18 protein-coding genes are annotated in these 21736 nt (G+C 35.2%); 5 read left to right on the forward strand and 13 right to left on the reverse strand.

Translation table 11 applies throughout. From position 1 onward, the window contains the following. Positions 1 to 598 precede the first annotated feature (598 nt). Entirely contained in the window at positions 599 to 847 is a 249-nt protein-coding gene (locus P8625_RS08380) for a hypothetical protein (RefSeq protein WP_279650018.1), read from the reverse strand. Beyond that, the gene (locus tag P8625_RS08385) at positions 847 to 1173 is read right to left on the reverse strand and encodes a nucleotide pyrophosphohydrolase (RefSeq protein WP_279650019.1); all 327 of its coding nucleotides are present in this window, start codon (positions 1171 to 1173) and stop codon (positions 847 to 849) included. Before P8625_RS08385 ends, P8625_RS08380 begins: the two co-directional genes overlap by 1 nt. Positions 1174 to 1823: 650 nt before the next feature. Between P8625_RS08385 and P8625_RS08390 the strand changes: the two genes are divergently transcribed. Then, positions 1824 to 2831, forward strand: a complete 1008-nt coding sequence (locus P8625_RS08390) for a TlpA family protein disulfide reductase (RefSeq protein WP_279650020.1) — start codon at positions 1824 to 1826, stop codon at positions 2829 to 2831. Between the two features lie 539 nt (positions 2832 to 3370). Here the strand turns inward: P8625_RS08390 and P8625_RS08395 are convergent. Further along, complete coding sequence (locus P8625_RS08395; protein ID WP_279650021.1) at positions 3371 to 3961, reverse strand: PhnA domain-containing protein; 591 nt, start codon at positions 3959 to 3961, stop codon at positions 3371 to 3373. 52 nt (positions 3962 to 4013) lie between these two features. Here P8625_RS08395 and P8625_RS08400 point away from each other — a divergent pair, with 52 nt between their 5' ends. Beyond that, positions 4014 to 4394 (forward strand): GNAT family N-acetyltransferase, encoded by a 381-nt coding sequence (locus P8625_RS08400; RefSeq protein ID WP_279650022.1) that lies wholly within the window; start codon positions 4014 to 4016, stop codon positions 4392 to 4394. An 84-nt stretch (positions 4395 to 4478) separates the two neighbouring features. Further along, positions 4479 to 4958, forward strand: a complete 480-nt coding sequence (locus P8625_RS08405; protein WP_279650023.1) for a hypothetical protein — start codon at positions 4479 to 4481, stop codon at positions 4956 to 4958. Between the two features lie 37 nt (positions 4959 to 4995). Here the strand turns inward: P8625_RS08405 and rimM are convergent, their stop codons facing one another. The 3 genes from rimM to P8625_RS08420 all read right to left on the reverse strand — a co-directional run bounded on the left by rimM (position 4996) and on the right by P8625_RS08420 (position 6403). Then, positions 4996 to 5520 (reverse strand): ribosome maturation factor RimM, encoded by a 525-nt coding sequence (gene rimM, locus P8625_RS08410; RefSeq protein ID WP_279652932.1) that lies wholly within the window; start codon positions 5518 to 5520, stop codon positions 4996 to 4998. A gap of 15 nt (positions 5521 to 5535) precedes the next feature. Beyond that, complete coding sequence (locus P8625_RS08415; protein WP_279650024.1) at positions 5536 to 6039, reverse strand: 30S ribosomal protein S16; 504 nt, start codon at positions 6037 to 6039, stop codon at positions 5536 to 5538. Between the two features lie 172 nt (positions 6040 to 6211). Beyond that, complete coding sequence (locus tag P8625_RS08420; protein ID WP_279650025.1) at positions 6212 to 6403, reverse strand: cold-shock protein; 192 nt, start codon at positions 6401 to 6403, stop codon at positions 6212 to 6214. A 238-nt stretch (positions 6404 to 6641) separates the two neighbouring features. On the opposite strand from P8625_RS08420, the gene dnaE reads away from it, so the two are divergent. Next, positions 6642 to 11015: a DNA polymerase III subunit alpha gene (gene dnaE, locus P8625_RS08425; RefSeq protein ID WP_279650026.1), complete on the forward strand. Its 4374-nt coding sequence runs from the start codon at positions 6642 to 6644 to the stop codon at positions 11013 to 11015. A gap of 1 nt (position 11016) precedes the next feature. After that, positions 11017 to 11379, forward strand: coding sequence for a hypothetical protein (locus P8625_RS08430; RefSeq protein WP_279650027.1), 363 nt, complete (start codon positions 11017 to 11019; stop codon positions 11377 to 11379). Positions 11380 to 11581: 202 nt separating this feature from the next. Here P8625_RS08430 and P8625_RS08435 read toward each other — a convergent pair whose 3' ends face one another. From P8625_RS08435 to P8625_RS08465, 7 genes are all read right to left on the reverse strand, one after another. After that, positions 11582 to 11770: a CsbD family protein gene (locus tag P8625_RS08435; protein ID WP_279650028.1), complete on the reverse strand. Its 189-nt coding sequence runs from the start codon at positions 11768 to 11770 to the stop codon at positions 11582 to 11584. 278 nt (positions 11771 to 12048) lie between these two features. Beyond that, entirely contained in the window at positions 12049 to 12870 is an 822-nt protein-coding gene (locus P8625_RS08440; protein WP_279650029.1) for a hypothetical protein, read from the reverse strand. A gap of 52 nt (positions 12871 to 12922) precedes the next feature. After that, complete coding sequence (locus P8625_RS08445; protein WP_279650030.1) at positions 12923 to 14266, reverse strand: ATP-binding protein; 1344 nt, start codon at positions 14264 to 14266, stop codon at positions 12923 to 12925. A 70-nt stretch (positions 14267 to 14336) separates the two neighbouring features. Next, positions 14337 to 18734 (reverse strand): eCIS core domain-containing protein, encoded by a 4398-nt coding sequence (locus tag P8625_RS08450; protein WP_279650031.1) that lies wholly within the window; start codon positions 18732 to 18734, stop codon positions 14337 to 14339. A gap of 40 nt (positions 18735 to 18774) precedes the next feature. Further along, positions 18775 to 20097, reverse strand: a complete 1323-nt coding sequence (locus tag P8625_RS08455) for an eCIS core domain-containing protein (RefSeq protein ID WP_279650032.1) — start codon at positions 20095 to 20097, stop codon at positions 18775 to 18777. 11 nt (positions 20098 to 20108) lie between these two features. Beyond that, entirely contained in the window at positions 20109 to 20558 is a 450-nt protein-coding gene (locus tag P8625_RS08460) for a hypothetical protein (RefSeq protein WP_279650033.1), read from the reverse strand. Between the two features lie 68 nt (positions 20559 to 20626). Further along, a complete protein-coding gene (locus P8625_RS08465; RefSeq protein WP_279650034.1) occupies positions 20627 to 21709 on the reverse strand; it encodes a M12 family metallopeptidase in 1083 nt (360 codons plus the stop codon). Positions 21710 to 21736: the final 27 nt, after the last annotated feature.

Here is a 21736-nt window from a genome sequence, read left to right on the forward strand (position 1 = left end):
GATTTGAAAAAAAACATTACCGATACCAAAAAACATGAAGAATTGCTTTCGTTTGCTGATGCCTTGGTTAAAAAATTAACTGCTGTTGAAACTACGCTGTATCAAACCAAAAGTAAAAGTGCTCAAGACCCGCTAAACTATCCGATTCGATTGAATAATAAGTTGGCACACCTCAACTCATTGACCAGAATTGGAAATTATGCCCCAACAGCGCAAGCTATTGCTTTTAAAAATGAAATCACTCAAAAGATTGATGTTGAACTCGGTAAATTAAACACGCTTTTTTCTACGGAAGTAAAAGAGTTGAATCAGAAAATAAAGAACAGTCAAATTGATTTTATACAACTGAAAGAATAAGAGACATGTATAGCATGTTGTACATTTTAAAAAAATTACGCCATTACGAGCCATCACGAAGTAATCTTTTTATTTTTGTTTTTCGTTCGAAATAAACAGGTTACTTCTGTGGTATCTCCTTCGCGTAATATAAGCTATGTTTTTAGCTGATAACAATAATTCTTATAAATGATAGGTGTCTTTTGAATCTGATACATTCTCGATCTATATATTTCAATACAGTTATTGTAAGTTCATTGCTCTACTTCATCTTTTTATTCGTTACCCATACTCCGTAAATAAAACTTAATACAACTTTTATTCCCCAAAAACGCACCCATTTTCCATCAGCAAAATTAGTTTGGTTAACGATTTCAAAATCTCCAGCAAAAATATCACGCCAGCTATTCATAAATAAGCTTATGATGGTTACTAACACAAAAAATGGGATTGCTACTTTGGCTACATTTTTCCAAAACAAGGGTTGTTGTATTTTTTTTATAAAACTCATTATTGTAATTTTTTGTTATTCTGATGACGGTCGTGGTCACGTTTTGTTTTAATATCCAATTTCTTTTCAAAGGCTTCTTGTAAATTCACCCCTGTTTGGTTAGCCAAACACAATACTACAAATACCACATCTGCCAATTCTTCACCTAAATCTTTGTGTTTATCGCTTTCTTTTTCGCTTTGCTCTCCATAACGACGGGCAATAATTCGAGCCACTTCCCCTACTTCTTCCGTAAGTTGCGCCATATTGGTTAGCTCGTTAAAATAACGAACTCCGTGGTTTTTAATCCAATCGTCTACTTGTTGTTGTGCGTCTTGTATATTCATGTTTGTTGCTTTAATGGCTATAGCGTATTTGATATGATCTTATACTTATTTTTTTTAAGAACATGATATTTTATATCAAACTAACATTTTTTATTAAATTTCCAAAGATAAAAACTTCTATTTCTTAATTGATTCGCCAAGGCTTATTTTTTCTTTTCTTGTCTGCTTTGTATAGAACTAGCTTATTTCCATCTGAGTCTAATACATGAGCTTCTCTATATATAAACATGTTTGATGTTTAGGTAATTGCGTAAATTGAATTCCTTTTTGTTACAATATCGCTACCAATACACCTAAATAAGCATCCTCAAAACACAACACCTACCTTCTCCTTGAGATTTTTTCCGCTTGATGAATCGAACACATCTAGGAATGGACACGTTTAGAGTATGAATTTGGTTTTACTAAAGAAATAATAACTCTTATTTCAGAAGAACTAGATTTTGATAGAATAAAAAGCTAAAGTCGTATTTAAAAAGTAGAAAATTAAAAACTGCATGAATTAGCTATTGTCTTATAAACATACAAACTCCTTATGTGCTTGATGAATTTATGCTGTTATAGAAATGTTAAAAAATTGTTCTTTCATTTAAAATGACTAATTTAGTCGCTTATAAAAAACTGAATAGCAAAAATTAAACATGCACCTAATGAAAAAAATAGTTTACTTATTGGCATTTTCTATTGCCTTGGTTTCATGTAAAGAGGAACAAAAAGATTATGTTACTTTTTCAGGAAAAATTACCAATAAGAACTCTGATTCTGTAATCATTTCTAATCCACAATTTAGATTTAATAGAGTATTAAAGGTTGATGAAAACGGCGTTTTTAAAGATACCATGAAAGTAACCAATGGTTTTTACAGACTTTTTGATGGTAAAGAGTCTACCACATTGTATCTAAAAAATGGAGATGATATCAATCTTACCCTTGATACAAAAGAGTTTGATGAAACCATTAAGTATACTGGAAATGGCGCTGAAGAAAATAACTTTATTGCCAAGGCTGCTATAAACCAAGAAAAATTATTTACAGATAAGGGATTGATGGATTTACCTGAATTAGATTTTAAAGCTAAAGTTTCTTCTTTTGTAGATGATTTTAACAAGGAAATAGAGGGTGCCTCTTTAGATTCGACTTTCGTAGCCAACCAAAAGAAAAATATCACTGGTTTAGAAAACTACCTAACTAAAATGTATGAGGACAAACAGTACCTGGCAACCAAATTGTCTAAAGGAAAAGAGTCTCCAAAATTTTTAGATTATGAAAACAATGCAGGTGGTACTACTTCTCTAGACGATTTAAAAGGTAAATATGTATATATCGATTTATGGGCAACGTGGTGTCAACCATGTAAAAATGAAATTCCATTTTTAAAGAAAGTAGAAAAACAATACCACGATAAAAATATCGAATTTGTAAGCATTTCTGTAGATAAACAAAGAGATTACCAAACTTGGAAACAAATGATTGTCGACAAAGAATTGTCAGGTGTTCAGTTATATGCTAAAGAAGACCGAACTTTTATGGATGCTTATAGAGTATCTGGTATTCCAAGATTTATTTTATTAGATCCAGAAGGAAATATTGTAGATGCAAATGCTCCAAGACCTTCTGATCCTAAATTAATCGAGTTATTTCAATCATTAAACATCTAGTCTTTATAAAGACCTTAACAATAAAAAAACCGCAAATTTGCGGTTTTTTTATTGTTTAAATTATTATTGAGTTAGTTATATAAATTTTTCACTCTATTTTGAACCTTCTGTGTCAATTTCAATTTAAGCATTAACACTTGTGTTTGTGTAACTTTCTTCAATTAAACCTGAAGGAAAATTACCAAACGCTAATATATCTCCTGTCTTTTTATGTATCTCTTTATTTTTGAATATATACTCCTTTGCAAAACGATATCCTTCCGAAATCCATATTTTAATAGCACTTCCAACTGCAACTATAGGTATTATACAAATGAATATAATGATGATTAAAGCGAGTCTTTTAATAACCTTTTCACTATTCTATTTTGTTTTCTTCTTATTTAAAACCAATTTCTATAGATGCCATAATATTTAAAAGAGTTTTTGGAATCCCTCGACCAAGACCAAACTTTATAGTCGATCTACTATCTTTTTGGTTATTGTTTGCTGAGATACTACCAATTATATTATGATTTGAACACAATATAATTATAAAACTACTCCTTCTCTGCCATTTTCTTTACGTAATCGGTTACAATAACTATCGTCTGTGACCCTACTTTACCTTCAATATATTTGGCATTTTCAGGATCCAACGAAATTCTACGCACTGCCGTACCCTGCTTGGCTATCATACTAGAGCCTTTTACCTTTAAATCTTTAATCAGCACCACATTATCTCCTGCTTGCAAAATAGCACCATTCACGTCTCTGTGAATTACTTTTTCACTTTCGTCTAAATGCTCTCCTGTGGCTTCCGCAAAGCGCAATTCTTCACCCTCTAAATATAGCATGTCTAATAAATCTTGCGACCAGCCGTCTTTTTTAACGCGATGTAACATTCGCCAAGCCACCACTTTTACTGGGCTGAACTCACTCCACATACTATCATTTAAACAACGCCAATGGTTTGCCTCTGTTTTATCAGCATCTTCAATCTGCTCAATACAAGTAGCACAAGCCAACAAGCTACCATCGACTCCTCCTGTAGATATTGGTGGTACTTCATACACCGACAACTCATTTTTTGCTCCGCATAATTCACATTGATTTCCACTTCTGTCTTGTAACTCTTGTAATAAACTCATTTTTATTCTTTTTTTGCTCCGCAAAAGTACATTTTTAATTTATATTTAAACCATGGTATTAAAAAGCGACCAATTACTGATTAGAAATACTTTAATTAGTGATTCTGCTTTTTATTTTAAGTTATTCAACGACCCCGATTGGATTACTTTTATAGGTAATAAAAATTTAAAATCAGAAATAGATACCAAAATGTATTTGAAAGGCATTATCTTTAAAAATTCTAAATTAGGCGAACTCGGTTTTTTTACCATCATTTTAAAAGAAACCAACAAACTCATTGGAACCTCTAAAGCTTTACAAAGAGATCGCTTAGATTTTATTGATATTGGTTATGCGCTTAAAATTATGGGTAAAGGCTACGCAACTGAAGCCACAGAATTGATTATGGAGTATGTTTGTAAAAAAATTAAACAAAAAAGGTATTGGCATTGACCATGCCCAGTAACAAAAAATCTTAAAAGTTTTTAACAACGGAGAAGATTCAGTATACGAGTACACATTTTAAAACTACCAATTATGATGAAAAAAATTACATTACTATTTATTTTTTTAGTAAGCTCTTTAAGCATGTACCCATGTACTTGCATAGAAACAAAGGAATCTTTAAAAGAAAAGGTGAAAAAAGAATACATTTCTTCGAAAGCTATTTTCTATGGAAAAGTAGTCGACATAAAAGAACATAAAAACAGTGAAGAGTTCGACTCTGGAAGCGATATTATTTCCTATACTTTTGAAGTAACTAGGGTGTTAAAAGGCAACATTTCAAAAGAAAAAGTTACTGTAAAATCTCACAGAAGTAGTAGTGCTTGCGGTTTTGTTTTTAGCTTAAATAAAAAATATTTAGTATACAGCAATCATTATGGTATTGACTCGAAAAATGTATCAAAAAACGATTTATTTACCTCTCTTTGTCACCGAACGACTTCCTTTAAAAAATTAAAAAGAAAGGAATTAAGACTTTTAAAAAAGTTTGCTAGAACAAAAAAAGTCGACTAGCCATTTTTTACCGTACTAAAAGAAAAAATGCTATTTTTTATAGATACAATTCAATCAATCCTTCTGGAACATCTACCTCAATAGTTTGATTTTCTCTATCAACCTTTACGATAAAATCATCAATCATCGGAATAAAAATCTCTTTTCCCTCTCGATTAATTTCAAACAAAGGTTGTGCAGAAGTATCGTTAATACTTGCGATTGTTCCTACTTCTCCAAAAGAAGCATCTATCACAGTAAAACCTATTACTTCGTGATAGTAAAATTTATTTCCAGAAAGTTTAGGAAGTAACTCTAAAGGTAAATACACCCCTGAGCGTAAAATAGCTTCGGCATCGGCTTCGGTATCAACATCCTCAAATTTTACTCGAAACATGGTTCCTTTACTTAGCCTAGAATTTTCAATAAAAAAAGGAACCAGATTATTGCCTAAGTCGACAAAAACTGATTCCAAATTTTCGTAAAGATCGGGTTCATCGGTATCTAACTTAATCACTACCTCACCCTTAAAACTATGTTTTTTAACGATTTTGCCAAGATAAAAGCAATCTTCTTTTTGCATCATCGCTGTACAGTTTTATTCTTCGCTATCAGCACCTGATTCAGCAGCAGCATCTTCGCTATCTTCAACAGCAGGAGTTGCGGCAGCAATACGCGCTTCATTTACCGCTTTCTCAGCCTCTAAAGCTTTTGCTTTAGCGTCTGCTTCAGCTTTTGCTAAATTTTCTGTTTTTCCAGAAACTTTAGCTGCTTTTTCTTCTAACCAAGCATTGAATTTTGCTTCTGCTTGCTCTTCGGTTAAAGCTCCTTTTTGAACTCCACCAGCTAAATGATTCTTTAATAAAGCTCCTTTATAAGATAAAATAGCTCTAGCAGTATCAGTTGGTTGAGCACCATTTTGCAACCACTTTACAGCTCCGTCAACATCTAAATCGATAGTTGCAGGATTGGTATTAGGGTTGTAAGTTCCGATTTTCTCTAAGAAACGTCCGTCTCTTTTAGCTCTAGAATCAGCAGCTACTACCCAATAAAATGGTTTTCCTTTTTTACCGTGTCTTTGTAATCTAATTTTTACAGGCATAATTTTAATTTTTAAGGTTCACGACCTTGATTATTAATATAGCTTACCATCTCGTGATAAGTGGGCGCAAATTTATAAAATCTTTTTCAATAAAAAACAAAAAAACTAGTATTATTACAATAAAAAAGAGCCTGTTAAACAGGCTCTTAAGAAAAATAAATTGTGAGGTATATTATAATACTCTAACGCTAACAGCGTTTAATCCTTTTTTTCCTTCTTTAAGTTCAAACTCTACACTGTCACCTTCTCTAATCTCATCGATTAAACCTGATACGTGTACAAAATGTTCTGTGTTTGACCCTGACTCTGTAATAAATCCAAAACCTTTAGATTCATTGAAGAACTTTACTGTTCCTTCTTTCATTGTAAAAAATATTATATTAAAGCACAAAGATAATCTTATTAATTGACTATCAACTACTTTTTTTTACTTTTCTTTCAAAGTTAACGTATACTTAACATTCCTTTTCGGCTACAATCGGGTATTCAAGTTATTACATTTATAAAAAACATCCGTTAATAACTTCTCGAGGCAACCATCCAAATTCTTCGTATTTTTACACTTTGTTTTACGCCAAAACTCCAATACCTAATTTTTGCCCATGTATTTAATTTTCGATACCGAAACTACTGGATTACCTAAAAGCTGGAATGCTCCGATAACTGATACTGATAACTGGCCAAGAGCTATACAAATTGCATGGCAGTTACACGATGAGTTAGGAAATTTAATCGAGCATAACGATTTTTTAATTCAGCCTGACGGTTTTAACATTCCATTTGATGCAGAACGTATTCATGGAATTTCTACCGATTTGGCTATTGAACAAGGTATTTCGTTACATGAAGGACTCGAATTATTTAACAGCGCACTACAAAAAACTAAGTTTATTGTCGGTCAAAATGTAGGGTTCGACGTGAACATTATGGGCTGTGAATTTCATCGTTTAGGAGTTGAAAACAACCTAACTGAACTCCCTGTTTTAGACACCTGTACTGAACACACAGCAGCATTATGTCAAATTCCTGGTGGTCGTGGTGGTAAATTCAAATTACCTACACTTACCGAATTACACAAGCATTTATTCGGAACTGGTTTTGGAGAAGCGCATAATGCAACCGCCGATGTTGAAGCAACCACACGATGTTTCTTAGAACTCATACGCTTGCGTGAGTATACCGAAGAAGAATTACAGGTTTCTAGTGATTATTTTCAACGTTATACAGAGGCAAACCCCAATCCAATTCAGGTTATCGGACTTAAACACTTAAACCTTAAAAAGGAAAGTGAGAAAATCCGAAAAAGAAAATCTTCTGAAACAGAAGAGGCGAATACTATTTCTACCGCAGAAGGATTGGCAGAACTTAAAGGTATTCAGTTTGCACATTTACACAACCATACACAATACTCGGTTTTACAATCAACCATTCAAATTGGAAATATTGTAAATGCTGCCGCTAAAGATAAGATGTCGGCAATTGCCATGACCGATACGGGCAATATGATGGCTGCTTTTCACTTTGTTCAAGCTGTGTTGGGGCATAATAAAGCTGCCGAAGCAGCTAACAAAGAAGCTATAGAAAAAGGAGAAAAACCAACCGAAACTATTTTAAAACCCATCGTAGGTTGTGAATTTAATGTTTGTGAAGACCATACCAATAAAAGTCATAAAGACAACGGATACCAAGTTGTCTTATTAGCAAAAAATAAAAAAGGATACCACAATTTAGCAAAAATGTCTTCCATTGCCTTTGTGGATGGCTTTTATTACGTTCCGAGAATTGACAAAAAAATTGTGGAGCAATACAAAGAAGATATCATTGTATTAACAGGAAATTTATACGGTGAGGTTCCTAGTAAAATATTAAATGTTGGAGAAGCCCAAGCTGAAGAGGCACTATTGTGGTGGAAAGAACAATTCGGAGATGATTTGTACATCGAATTGATGCGCCACGGACAGGAAGACGAAAAAGCAGTAAATGAAACCCTGTTAGCGTTTTCAAAAAAACATGACATCAAAGTAGTTGCCACCAACAATACTTTTTATTTGAATAAAGAAGACGCCAACGCACACGACATTTTACTATGTGTAAAAGATGGTGAAAAGCAAGCGACTCCTAAAGGGAGAGGAAGAGGGTATCGTTATGGATTACCTAACGATGAGTACTACTTTAAATCTACCGAAGAGATGAAAAAACTCTTTGCCGATTTACCTGAAGCCATTAGTAATATTCAAGAAATTGTTGATAAAGTTGAACCTTTTGGTTTGGCACGTGACGTACTGTTACCTGCTTTCGATATTCCTGAAGAGTTTAGAGACGAAAAAGATTTAGAAGATGGCGGAAAACGCGGTGAAAATAATTTCTTGCGTCACTTAACTTATGAAGGTGCCAAAAAACGTTATGGAGAAATTACCGATGAAATTCGAGAACGTTTAGATTTTGAACTCGATGTAATTGCCAAAACAGGATATCCTGGATATTTCTTAATTGTAGAAGATTTTATTCGAGAAGCCCGTAACATGAATGTATCGGTAGGTCCGGGTCGTGGTTCTGCTGCGGGTTCTGTAGTAGCTTACTGTTTGTGGATTACCAACATCGACCCTATCAAATACGATTTACTTTTTGAGCGTTTCTTAAATCCAGAACGTGTATCGATGCCCGATATTGATATTGATTTTGACGATGAAGGTAGAAGTCGTGTAATGGATTATGTAATTCGAAAGTATGGTGCCAATCAGGTGGCACAAATTATTACTTACGGTACCATGGCAGCTAAATCATCTGTCCGTGATACAGCTCGTGTGCTCGATTTGCCCTTATTTGAAGCTGATAGAATTGCCAAATTAATCCCAGGAATGAAACTCGCTAAAATTTTCTCATTAGACGAGAAAGGATTGAGAGAAAAGCTTCGTTCTGAGGAACTAGAAATGGTAAACGAGTTAAAAGCTATTGCCAATGGTAACGGACTGGAAGCTGAAACGATTAACAAAGCTCGAATTTTAGAAGGCTCGGTTCGTAATACTGGTATTCATGCTTGTGGAGTCATTATTACCCCTGATGACATTACCAAATTCGTACCCGTATCGGTTGCGAAAGATTCCGATATGTACGTTACTCAGTTCGATAACTCAGTGGTAGAAAGTGCGGGACTCTTAAAAATGGATTTCTTGGGGTTAAAAACCTTGACCCTGATTAAAGATACCGTAAAAATTGTAAAGGCACGTCACGGTGTAGCACTCGACCCAGAGAATTTTCCTATTGATGATGAAAAAACGTATGCATTGTTCCAACGTGGAGAAACGGTAGGAATATTCCAATACGAATCTCCAGGAATGCAAAAGTACATGCGTGAGTTAAAGCCTACCGTTTTTGCCGATTTAATTGCCATGAACGCTTTGTATCGACCTGGACCGTTGGAATACATTCCGTCCTTTATCCGAAGAAAACACGGGGATGAAGAAATTCAATACGACCTTCCTGCTATGGAAGAATATTTAGCCGAAACTTACGGAATTACGGTATATCAGGAGCAAGTAATGTTGCTTTCGCAAAAGTTAGCTGATTTCACCAAAGGTGAGGCCGATGTATTGCGTAAAGCGATGGGTAAAAAGCAAGCTGCGGTATTGGCAAAAATGAAACCTAAGTTTATCAATCAAGCAAAAGCAAACGGTCATGATGAAAAAGCTTTAGAAAAAATTTGGAAAGATTGGGAGGCTTTTGCATCCTACGCCTTTAACAAATCGCACTCTACATGTTATGCTTGGATTGCCTATCAAACGGCTTATTTAAAAGCCCACTACCCTGCTGAATATATGGCTGCAGTGCTTTCTAACAATATGAACGATATTAAGCAGGTGTCTTTCTTTATGGAAGAATGTAAGCGTATGGGATTGGAGGTATTAGGACCCGATGTAAATGAATCGTATGCGAAGTTTTCCGTAAATAAAGACGGTGCTGTTCGTTTTGGTATGGCAGCTATTAAAGGAGTTGGTGGTTCCGCTGTGAAAGCTATTATTGATGAACGCAAAGAAAACGGACCTTACACTTCTATTTTTGATGTGGCAAAACGTGTTGATTTACGGGTGGCTAACAAAAAAGCTTTTGAAGGTTTGGTATTGGCTGGTGGATTTGATTCCTTTACCGAAACGCATAGAGCGCAGTATTATGTGAAAGATGAAAAAGGACAAACATTTTTAGAAAAGGCTATTCGTTTTGGTAATAAATTTCAAGAAAACCAGAATTCATCTCAGGTTTCTTTATTTGGAGAGGCTTCGGAAGTTGATTTACCAGAACCGCTAATTCCTGAATGTGATACTTGGGGAACGATGGAGTTGTTAGCTCGTGAAAAGGAAGTTGTAGGAATGTATATTTCTGCACATCCGTTAGATGATTTTAAAAACGAACTCAAATTTTGTAACGCCACCTTAGCGCATTTTAAAAATATAGCACAGTACGAAGGTTTAGGACTCTCTTTTGCGGGTATTGTTACCGATGTACAACATCGTGTGTCAAAAGCTGGAAAAGGATGGGCTGCATTTACTATGGAAGATTATAACGATAGTTTTGAGTTTCGAATTTTTGGAGAAGATTACTTAAAATTTAAACACTTTTTAGTGCCAAACTCCTTCTTATTTATAAAAACCACCATCAAGCCTGGTTGGACTAACAAAGAAGGGGGAAAAGGAGAGCCTAGAGTTGGATTTAACGAGTTTTTATTGTTACACGACATTATGGATAAAATGTGTAAGAAACTCACCATTAAAATTCCGCTACTAGAAGTAAAAGAAAATACCATTAAAGAATTACAACATCTATTTGCGACGAATAAAGGGTCGCAAAGTGTACACTTTACAATATGGGATGCCGAAGAAAAAATTGAACTCAGTTTACCAAGTAGAACGACTAAAATTAAAGTATCGAGTGAATTTTTAAAAGCCTTGGACGAACAGTTTATCAATTATAAATTGAATTAAAATGCTTCCTAGCTACCAAAACAGCACCGATTTGTTAACAGAAGTAGCCAATAATACGAAGTTATATACGCTACTCATCATTCAGCTTAACAAAGATTTTCATTTAACTGGAATTGATGTCACTTTTTCTGAAGACAACACGCCTTCAACATTAAAAGAAGTACTTCTAAAAGTGGTAAAAAAATTGCTATTACATGATTTTAATTCGTTTACCAATCTTTTATATCGTATTGATATTTCTGAAAAAGATATTCAGATGAATGATGCTACCGATATTGATTTGTATGCTGAAAATATCACATTTTTAATTTTACAACGAATTTGGAAAAAGGTGTGGTTTAAAGAGCGGTTTTACAAAGGATAAAGTCTTAAAAACAACTACCCACTCTGTTAGAAGTACAAACACTACAGCAAAACAAACACTACCAGAACCGACTAAGAAAAACTGTTTAGTTGGTTCGTATTTGTATATTTCTGTTTGTGCAAGATGGATTTAAATTAACAAAACATATCAAGAATATGAATTCTTGATATGTTTATGCTGTTCAAGATAAAATAGTACTTTTTTATTTCCAACTTTCTATCTCCTTTTCGATAGCCTCTTTGGTTTCGCCGTATTTCTCTTGAATCTCTCCTAATAATTCCTGCATTTTTCCTTCTGCTTCTTTTGAATTGTCGTTGGCTATAGCGCCGTATCTTTCTTTAAATTCTCCTTTAATCTGATTCCACTTCCCTTTAGCTGTGTCTGAGTTCATAATTATTTATTTTACTGTTCCATACAAATATATAAATGACATAAGATAAAGTTTAACTCAAATGCCATGAATATTGACTCAAACAAAACACAGAGACCTTAAAATCAAATAATTAACACTTATTAACATTTACACGGGAGCTTCTTTAACATGATTTTGGGATACAATATCACGGCGATAGAGTGAAGTATCACTGATGAGACATCTCAGTACTACGATTTATTCTATTTATGCTTTATTATTTCGCATTTACAACCATTTTCTACAGTTGCTGTTTTTTAGGTTATTATTTCTTCTATAACAGACTCTAAATCATGCACATCTTCAAAATCATCCAACCAAGTAGCTGTCTCTGAATGATCTAAAAAACTATTGAGTGCTTCTCGTACTGCTAGTTTGTTTTGTTGTGGCAAGCCTTCAATAACCTCTGTTAAATTGTTTAATAAATGTCTTGGAGAGGTTTTTTGTTCGTATAGCTTGAATGCTATTTTACCAGTGCTATCCAAAAATTTTAGGTAGTTTGCTTTCGTGGTAATAGGAGTCTTAATTCCTAATTTTTCAAAAACTTCTTTTACGACCCCCGAAGTTTGTCTTCCCCAAATACCGTCTACTAAAATTTCTTCTCTGTAAATATACTTCAGCACCAACTGCAAATACAACGTTTCTGATTTTGAGCTTTCGTTATAGTCGACAGGCACACTGGTATCTACATGCCAATGGTCTTTATGATTAGGGTAGTAATAGTTTAGCACGATACCAAAGTGCTTACGCAAAAAAGATTCAATCCCTAGATATAACTCTTTTTGATGAATAAAATTCGTTGTAACTAAGGTTTCATTATTCCAAAAAATGGCATCTATATCAAACGCTTTTCCATGTCCGTGTTGCCCTGGTTTATCTACAAAAATTCCTGCAGTGGTAAGTACTTCTGGGATTCCTAAAGGGCAGTGTTCAAAAACTTCTTGAAGTGCTTTTTGCAAGGTATTTAAGAAGCCTTCATCAATTAAAAAATTGCGTTGCTGTCCTCTAGTTCCATACGGATGGTTGGTTAAACGTGCATAGTGTAATGGAATTCCGTTTACTTGATTGATTGTTTTCATAACATCTCTTATTTTTAATGTTTACAGTTACTTTTCTTATAATTAAATACTTCTAAACAGAAATATTGGTTGTTTTTCCTTCTTTAGTGTACTCTCGTTTTACCCCCTCTAAAATATATCGTTTCAATATTTTATTTTCTTTGTTTGCGATGGTTTTTAAACAGGCATACTGAACTGCATTTACAATATTAGCTCCTGTAATACTAAATCGTTTGGCTAATTCTTCTATCGTAATAGACGCCTCTAACTCTATATTTTTTGGTAAGTTATTTTTCCAAAGCATTAATCGTTCTTCGTAGTTTGGTGTTTCAAACTCAATAATATTATTAAAGCGACGTGTAAATGCGGTATCAATGTTATTTTTAAAATTAGATGCCAAAATGATGAGTCCCGGATGTGCTTCTATGCGTTGTAATAAATAGGATACTTCTTGGTTGGCATATTTATCATGCGCATCGCGAACATTCGTTCTTTTCCCAAAGATAGAGTCGGCTTCATCGAAGAATAAAATCCAGTCTTTGTTAATGGATTTATCAAAAAGTTTGGATAAGTTTTTTTCTGTTTCACCAATGTATTTTGACACGACCATCGATAAATCTACTCTATAAACGTCTTTCCCTGTATGTTTTCCTAATAGACCTGCGGTCAATGTTTTCCCAGTTCCTGGGAGTCCACAAAACAATACGCGATAGCCTGGTTTTATTTTTGAAGCCATCCCCCAATCGTTCATGAGTATGTCATTATATGCCAACCAATTTTCTATTTCTTTAACATCATTTAGGGTTTTTTCTTGCAGTACCAAATCATTCCATTCTAAATCGGTAGTTATTAAGCTTGCTGGAAAATCTTGACTTAGTTGTGGTTTGAGTTCTTTTCCTGTTAAAAACAGGTGTACGTATTCTTGAGTAAGTATAATTTTCCCACTCATATAAGGTTCGCCATAGGGTACTTTTTCTAATTCTATAATTCCATTCTTGAACAACTTACTTTCGTGAAATAAATAATCTATTAAATACCTTCTGTATTCAATATCTTTTCCTGCTAAAATATACAGCATGGTTTCTCCAGTTGGAATAATTCCTCTATGGTTTTTTCCTTTTACGCCTCCAAATTCAGGAAGTTCTCCTCCATTGGGCATAAATTCTTCTAAAATATCGTTGATAAAACTCGGTAATACATGAGATATTAGAGCAAGTATTATTATTGTTATTTCATCTTTAGAGAATTGATTTTTATAAATGAACTTAGACAGTTTAGAGTTATCTAATTGGAATCTAATTTCTGTATTCCTTTTAGGTTCTCTTTTTAATTCTAACTTTAATCTTTCTCGTATTCTATATGCTAAATAGTTATAAAAACTATTTTCTATCATTATGTCTGCTATTTCACTTTTCATTTGATTGTTTTTTATATCAAAATATACTTCTATTATCTCAATTATACTCCATCAATATTGCTCACTATTTTTATGATAAATCTTCGGTGGTTGTTTCATTTTCACCTGTGCCAACAAGTTTATCGTAGTTAACATCTTGCCCTATTGATATCCTTTTGTAAGTTTTTTCTTCATTATTCTCATTTGTTTCAGTGATATCTTCTTGTTGGTGTTCTTCAAATGGATTATTTGCAAACCTTTTTTCTTCTGAGTCTCTATTATCGTATCTTTCTTCTCTGTTTTTTAAGTTGAATTCTTCTCCTGCCAAAGATTCTGATGTATATTCTACCTTCATAAATTTTGCTGGATGTTCAATAATGTCTTGGGTTACTCTTTTTTGAAGACTACTTACTAATTTTTCCTGAGCTTGATTTGCTAATTTTTCCTTTGATTTATCTTGTTGGTTATCTTTCTTATATTCTTCTTTTAATATTTTTTGAAGAGGTTTTACATCCTCTGTATCGTCTTTTAAGTACGCTTTAGCTGTTAAGTTGTAGTTTTGCTGTTTTCGAGCGAATACTCTTGCCATTTCTTCCTCTACATCCCCCATTTCTTTTTTATTATATTCAGGCGAAGAAGGATGAATATTTAAAGAGTGATTATAACCTGATCCTCCAAATTGATCTCCGATAATATGGGCATTATCAAATCCACTGCCAGTTGCGGCACTATCATGTCTACCTCTACCTGTTTTACCTGGCTTACTCACTAAGTTTAATCCCGTAACTTCTCTTGATTCTACAGGAACATCTTTTAAATCGTCTAAAATATCATCAAATCTAATTTTTATAACAAATGTTGGTGGATCTCCTACTATTTCTTGCTCTTCTTGATGGTCTGCCCTTTGTGTTTCGTATGTTGCTTCATAAGATCCATCTTTATTCTCTATTATGGTTAATTTTTTCGGTTTAAAGTTTTTATGTCTGGCCTTGTTTGAATTGGTTTCACTCCCTTCTTTTAAATAACCTACTTCTGCTTTATTACTTCCCTCCTTATTTCTTTTAACGACATATACACTCGGGTATACTTCTGCAAAACCACTTCCTCTTACAATAGAAAATTCTTCATTGGCTTCTCTAAGTATATACACTTTATTTCCATTGTCCTTATTAATCTCTTTATCAAAATCAGCTAAAAATCTCTTTAGAAATTTTCCTTCTTTCGTTGTCACTTTTTGGTCTAACCACTTTTTTAAAAATTGGGAGCTTACTGCTTCCTGAGCTTCCTCTTTCGTTAAATCTGATTCTTCTTTTTGAGATGGACTAGCGGTATAAATATAATCCCAGCTATCTTCTCCATCTGTAACCCTAACCGATGTAAAGACCTCAAATTCAGCATTTATTTCTCGAGCTACATCCTCAGCCTCTGCTCTACTTATTTTCCCTTCTTCTGCTTTTTCTCTTTCTTTTCGATGCAATGCCTCCAATCCTTCATTTATTAATTGTCTTTTTTCCGCCTCACTCATCAACTGAATTTCTAACAAATGCCTTGTATTGTCTTGTTCTCCGTGACGTACAAAAATGGCTACCCTCTCGGCTTCTTCATTTCGCTTTTGAATAGTACTTATACCATACCTGCGTTTCACCGTATTAATTTTATCTTCTACGACTCCAATGGTAGGCTTTGGATTGGCATTTTCCATTTGAGACAATTCATCTAAGGCTCTCATATATTTTTGCTCTTCAGAAAGCGTACTCAAATCTTCTTCTCGTCTACCTGGTGGTAATCCTTCTGCTTCTCCTGTAATTTCTGGATTTTCTGTTTGATTTCCATTGGCATTTTCTCCTTGCCACTCTCCAGCTGGGTTAGACTCACTATCTCCCATAGTTCTTGGTGGCGGATCTGCCATGACGTCCGCCGTAAACTTATCTGCATCAAACTCTACTGGCGACATGGTGAGTTCTGGTGGTTCTTCTCCGCCTACCAACCAATCTACATCGGCTCCAATTCCTAAGCTATCTCCAATAGGATATTGTACTTCTCCTAATGGGAATTCTTCGCGTCCATCGGGTGCGGGTGACCACCACGGACTGTCTAATTCATAAAATAAAGCTCCTGATAATTGTAAAAATAACTGGGCTGCAGCCTCAAAGTGTCCTTTTAATCGTGATTCTCCTACTTTTCCTCCTTCTGGCGAGCGCTCTTCATTATATTCGAAAGTGGGGGTAGCTTCTGCATAGGCTCGTAATCCTGCTGCTGCCGTAACATTCACCCCAGCTTTTACATCATGCCCAATTAAGGTAACTCCGACTCCTGCTTCGGCTTCTAAGCCCAAGACTGCAAAAGCATTAATTCCTAAGGTTCCTGTAATACTAAAATTTTGCAATACCGATGGGTCGGTAGAATAGGTTCCTGTAAAGCCTACATTTTTAAGAACTAACGGACCGAAACCTGCATTGGCAAACATACCTATGCTAGCGAATAAAAATACCTGCCCTACCAATGGAATACCGTAGCCTGCCCGTATTTCTACTTCAAAAATATCGACCTTTTTACCACGTTGCTCCATCAACTCAATGTCTTCTGTTACAACGACCTCACCTACAATCGTCACATGCCCTAGGTGGTCTATTCCTATCTTGGCTGTTCCTTGTAACCAAGGTGTAATGGTAGCCTCTACTTCTCCCCAGCCTGCTAATACTTGATTGTTTTTAGTTTTGGTTACTGCTACTTGTTCTTGAGGGGGAGCTTCTGCTTCTTGATCCATTGCTTCTACGCCTAACGCAGCATGCATCATTTGGCGAGAGCGGGTAGCATCAGTAACTAATAAGGTAATTTCACCAGAAAATTTATCGGAATTCATTCTACCCGTACCTTGAATGGTTACCGCACCATCATCATACGCTACATTTAGAGATGCTGTTATATTGGCAATATCAGCAGCAATACTTGCTTGTCCGCTCAATTTTCCATCAGCTCCTCTTGCTACATTAAATTCCCCAGAAGCTAAACCTGCAATATCTACGGTAGAGTTTAATTCAAAAGTCATCGTAGAGTCTGTAATTCCCATACTACCCGTGGCTTCTATATAGCCATCGATATTAGCAGATAAATTATTGGCTCTAAAGTTTAATCCTCCACTTTCAAATCGGTTTTCTAAACCTTCTGCAACTTGAATCGGACTCAACCCTAAAAAGCTCATGGCTTCAAGGTTTTCATTAATTTTATGTATAATTCCTAGTGCATCTCTAGTAAAAACTTCCTCTCCTGTTCGAATACTTAAAAATCCTGTGGTATTTTGTTCTTCTCCAAAATTCCTTAAAACTAATACTGGGAACACGCCTGCATCTCGTAAGGGGTTTAAAAAGGTCATTCCTCTTACATCTAAGTGATTATTATTTCTTGTACTAACCAATTCAAATTTTTGTGGTTGACCTTCCGCTGGATTTCCTAGTTTTTTAATTTTTATAGTTCCTGTAAAACGTTCTCCTATTTTAACTGCTACCTCAAAATCTCGTGTTCTTGATTCTTGTTCTATATAATTTAACCATGCATCTGACAGTTGTAAACCATTGGTGATGTCAACTGCTTGGGTGGGTGCTACTAAGGTTTCTGTGCCTGCTTCTCCTTCTGATTTTTGAACATTGTTAGCTGCTGGCGAGGCACCCTGTTGCACCGTATGTGTAAGTTCGTGTGCTAATAGGTGTTTCCCTGAATCGGACTGGGGATTGTATTTACCTTCGTTGAAATAAATATCGTTTCCATTGGTAAATGCTTGTGAACCTAGTTGCTGATTCATTTGAACGGCATTGCTATCGTTATGCACACGTACCCCACTAAAATCAGCACCAAAGCCCGATTCCATTTCATTTTTAGTGCTACTAGGCAAAGAACTTCCACCTCCTTTTGAACTGCTTAAATTGCTTTCTAATGAGGAATTGTCATCACCTCCTGACATTTGTAGTTGTTGTACTTCTTCTTCCTCTTTTTCTTGAATTTCTTCTTCCTCTTTTTCTTGAATGTCTTCTTCGGGTTGTTGCTGGATTACATCTCCTGTAAATGGTGCATCCGCTGTTTCTTTTTTTGTTTGAATTTCTTCTTCAGGATATTGTTGTACTTCTTCATCCTCAGATTTTTGCACTTCCTCTTCCTCTTTTTGTTGAATTTCTTCTTCTTGTTTCTGAAGCGTATTTTCCGATTTTAACTGAACTACTGGACTTATAGAATCAACTAAGGGTTTTTGCTGAATCTCTTGTTCGTTGGCTTCTTGTTTTTGAACCTCTTCTTCGTTTTTATTTTGAATATTGGGTGCAAAAAAAGAATTGGTGGTGTCATTTCCTTTCGCCACAATTTGATCAGCGGCTTTGTCTGCTTCTACCTCATACTTGTCACCCGGTTTTCCAATGTTTAATTTAGGCTGAATAAAACTTCCTGCTCCAGTGGTTGGAGAAGTTGGCTTTGTGGTATGTTGGGTTTTTGGTGAGAACATGGATAATTTAAATTTTACAGTAGTTTAGTCCAAAATTTTACTAATGAGCATCTCTAACAAAATTTGCAAATGAATCTGCATTTAACAATTGCCTTAATGTTCCATTGCCTGAATAATGGGATTCATGTTCGTAACCTAAATCAAAATTACATCCATACTTATGTACCCATTCGTGTATTAATGTAGTTACCCTATCGCTTTGAGAACTACTAAAATATCCTGGGCATAATCTAACATCAACAAAAGGTACACACCAAAAAGTGGTAGCCAATGTAGAACTACTGGTACAAGCCCATGATGAATTTCCTGTTGTTTCACATTGATATCCTGCCATCCAAGCGACTACTCTTAAATAAATCAAATTTGTCTTAATCCATGCAGCAAACCCTACGTTGGAAACACCTCCAAAATGAGTGGATAATGCTGTTTTAACTTTTGATGGTGTTGTTCCGTTGTAAGAAGCAAGATTAGCTATTGCGCCATTTAACCAAGTTAAAGCCAAACTATGATCTGCATTAATAGTTGCATCTTTTGTTGAAGTACACCCTCCATATGGTTGAATTTTTTTCTGCACCATTCCTTTTTGCTGAATGGTATGCGTTAACTCATGTGCTAACAAATGTTTTCCACCTTTGGAATTCGGATTGTATTTTCCTTCGTTAAAATAAATATCGTTTCCGTGAGTAAATGCTTGTGCGCCTATATCTTTACTCATTTGTGCGGCTTCTGAGTCGTTATGTATGTTTACATGACTAAAGTCTGCTCCGAAGCCCGATTCCATTTCTCCTTGGGTTTGTGCATCCATTTTTTGCCCCCCACTTCCGCCTCTTAACCTGCTTTCAAAAGAAGGGGTATTTGTAGTTGAACTGGTATTTTCTGATTTCGATTGCACTGCTTCCTCTTCTTCTTGTTTTTGGACTTGTTCTTCTTTTTTACAATCGGCACATTTCGATTGTACTGCTTCTTCCTCTTCCATCATTTGAACCTCTTCATCTTCCTTACTCTGAACAGCTTCTTCCTCTTCCTGTTTTTGAATGGATTCCTCTTCTTCCTTACTCTGTACCGCTTCTTCTTCCTCCATCTTCTGAACGGGTTGTTCTTCTTCTGTAGCTTCCATCTTTTGTACCAAAGGGGTTACTTCAGCAGCCAAAGGCTTTTGTTGTATTTCTTCTTCGCCTTCTTTCTTTTGTACCGAGGTAGCTTCTGCACCATTCCCTACTACTTTATTTGCCATTGTATCGGCTTCTACTTCATACGGATCTCCTTTGCTACCAAAGGCTAGTTTGCGCTGTATGAAGGGAGTTTTTTGTTGGTCGCTTTCCGAAGTGTGCCCTCTTATTGGTTTTCTATCTCGCTTAAACATAATTCTTGACTTTAACTGTTCTTTACTTCTTCTCTTTTAGATTTGGTAATGTCTTGTAGCAAGGCTACCAACTGATGCCATCCGTCTGTACTTCCTGCAATTACTGCTGCGGTTAAAACGGTATCGATAAACAAGAACAATCCTTTTTGGAATGCAGAGCTAGTTGAGGGAACTTCCATAAAGGTTTCTAAAATTCTAAATCCCACCAATGCCAAGGCTATTCCGACAGAGAAAGACGCCAACGAGGTTCTTTTAATAAGACGCTCTTTTGAATATTGATCATCTACTATAAACAATTCGTTGAATCGTTCGGTTAATGCAAGAATAATTGGAAATGTAACCAGAAGCGAGCTAAAATTGATGCTTCCCATCGGCTTCAATGTGATTAACACTACCTCTTCTCTTGTTAAAATTATGGCGGCTATAATTACTGGAACTAAAAATATAAATTTTGATTTCATGGGTGTTTTTTTATTATTGATGAACTATTCTTGCCTCTCAGAACTCTTTAAAAAGAGCGTGCTTCTCTTTACCAAATCATTACACAGGTTGCTCCTGAAGATGTTTTGTAATACAGTCGTATGTTTATTATGTATTTTTTGCCTGCCACAAACTTCATGACAATGTTTGAGTTGTAATCTTCTCCACTATCGTCATCGCCCGATAGGTATACATCTTCACCGTTTACATGTTCTGAAACTACCATTACAGTATCCATTTTCCCGAAGGTTCTTACGGTATAGTTACGTGTTTCTTTTGGCTCAAATTCAAAGTCTACTTGCTGTCCGGCTTCAATATCAAATACCTCTGAATAAAATGGTTTGATGGTTAAAAATTTTCTGCGGTCTATTTTGGGGTAAAATTGTTTTACCCATGTAATATCTCTGGGAGAAAGTCCGCCCTGAGGTTGAATTCCGTTTTGAAACTGTGTTGGTGCAGTGATGAGTCCTGCCCCAAACGGATAGTGCATGATGGAGTTTGCATCCCAATTAGAACCTTGAACCTCGTCTGGGTTTATTTTTCGAATAATGTTATAGTGTGTTTTTTCTCTACTCCAAAAATTAGGGGCTCCTGCCAATTCATTGTATACGGCTGTTTCATTCCACACAATTCCTGCCTTGGGGTTTTGGTGTTCGTGTGGCAATCCTAGAGCATGACCAATTTCATGTAAAATGGTATCTTCATCGTTTAAGATATTCCACCCAAAATTCATCGTTCGTTCGCTTTTAGAAATATCCCAGCAATCTCGTCCTACATACGACCAAGAGCCTTCTCCTTTCGCAAAACCGATTCGAATGTGTGATTCTAAGCGATTCGTAGTTTCTTCAAACTCTAATCCTATTTCTAAATCCATCCATTTTTGAAATCCATTTCTAACAGCTTCTTTTTCATTAGAAGTTCCTTTCCAAAGAATTTTTTGCTGATTGCCTAAGGTGTCAACGGCGTTGGTAAAAAAAGTATCATCATTAAAAAAATAATATTTCAGCTTGGTTCCGTTTACCCATTTTTTTTCGAGAATAATAATTGCTTCTAATCTATTAGGCATCAATCCTAACGAAAATTCTCGAGTGGGTACTTGAGGTAAATTACAGTAATGGTGTTTGGTGCTCATGACGTTATTTTTTAGTTGTTTTCAAAA

The sequence above is a fragment of the Tenacibaculum tangerinum genome, from assembly GCF_029853675.1.
GTDB lineage: Bacteria > Bacteroidota > Bacteroidia > Flavobacteriales > Flavobacteriaceae > Polaribacter > Polaribacter tangerinum_A.

Excerpts from the sequence above, each read along its gene's own strand:
- P8625_RS08380 (WP_279650018.1), bottom strand. The coding sequence starts at position 847 with ATGAGTTTTATAAAAAAAATACAACAACCCTTGTTTTGGAAAAATGTA.
- P8625_RS08385 (WP_279650019.1), bottom strand. The coding sequence starts at position 1,173 with ATGAATATACAAGACGCACAACAACAAGTAGACGATTGGATTAAAAAC.
- P8625_RS08390 (WP_279650020.1), top strand. The coding sequence starts at position 1,824 with ATGAAAAAAATAGTTTACTTATTGGCATTTTCTATTGCCTTGGTTTCA.
- P8625_RS08395 (WP_279650021.1), bottom strand. The coding sequence starts at position 3,961 with ATGAGTTTATTACAAGAGTTACAAGACAGAAGTGGAAATCAATGTGAA.
- P8625_RS08400 (WP_279650022.1), top strand. The coding sequence starts at position 4,014 with ATGGTATTAAAAAGCGACCAATTACTGATTAGAAATACTTTAATTAGT.
- P8625_RS08405 (WP_279650023.1), top strand. The coding sequence starts at position 4,479 with ATGATGAAAAAAATTACATTACTATTTATTTTTTTAGTAAGCTCTTTA.
- rimM (WP_279652932.1), bottom strand. The coding sequence starts at position 5,520 with ATGCAAAAAGAAGATTGCTTTTATCTTGGCAAAATCGTTAAAAAACAT.
- P8625_RS08415 (WP_279650024.1), bottom strand. The coding sequence starts at position 6,039 with ATGCCTGTAAAAATTAGATTACAAAGACACGGTAAAAAAGGAAAACCA.
- P8625_RS08420 (WP_279650025.1), bottom strand. The coding sequence starts at position 6,403 with ATGAAAGAAGGAACAGTAAAGTTCTTCAATGAATCTAAAGGTTTTGGA.
- dnaE (WP_279650026.1), top strand. The coding sequence starts at position 6,642 with ATGTATTTAATTTTCGATACCGAAACTACTGGATTACCTAAAAGCTGG.
- P8625_RS08430 (WP_279650027.1), top strand. The coding sequence starts at position 11,017 with ATGCTTCCTAGCTACCAAAACAGCACCGATTTGTTAACAGAAGTAGCC.
- P8625_RS08435 (WP_279650028.1), bottom strand. The coding sequence starts at position 11,770 with ATGAACTCAGACACAGCTAAAGGGAAGTGGAATCAGATTAAAGGAGAA.
- P8625_RS08440 (WP_279650029.1), bottom strand. The coding sequence starts at position 12,870 with ATGAAAACAATCAATCAAGTAAACGGAATTCCATTACACTATGCACGT.
- P8625_RS08445 (WP_279650030.1), bottom strand. The coding sequence starts at position 14,266 with ATGAAAAGTGAAATAGCAGACATAATGATAGAAAATAGTTTTTATAAC.
- P8625_RS08450 (WP_279650031.1), bottom strand. The coding sequence starts at position 18,734 with ATGTTCTCACCAAAAACCCAACATACCACAAAGCCAACTTCTCCAACC.
- P8625_RS08455 (WP_279650032.1), bottom strand. The coding sequence starts at position 20,097 with ATGTTTAAGCGAGATAGAAAACCAATAAGAGGGCACACTTCGGAAAGC.
- P8625_RS08460 (WP_279650033.1), bottom strand. The coding sequence starts at position 20,558 with ATGAAATCAAAATTTATATTTTTAGTTCCAGTAATTATAGCCGCCATA.
- P8625_RS08465 (WP_279650034.1), bottom strand. The coding sequence starts at position 21,709 with ATGAGCACCAAACACCATTACTGTAATTTACCTCAAGTACCCACTCGA.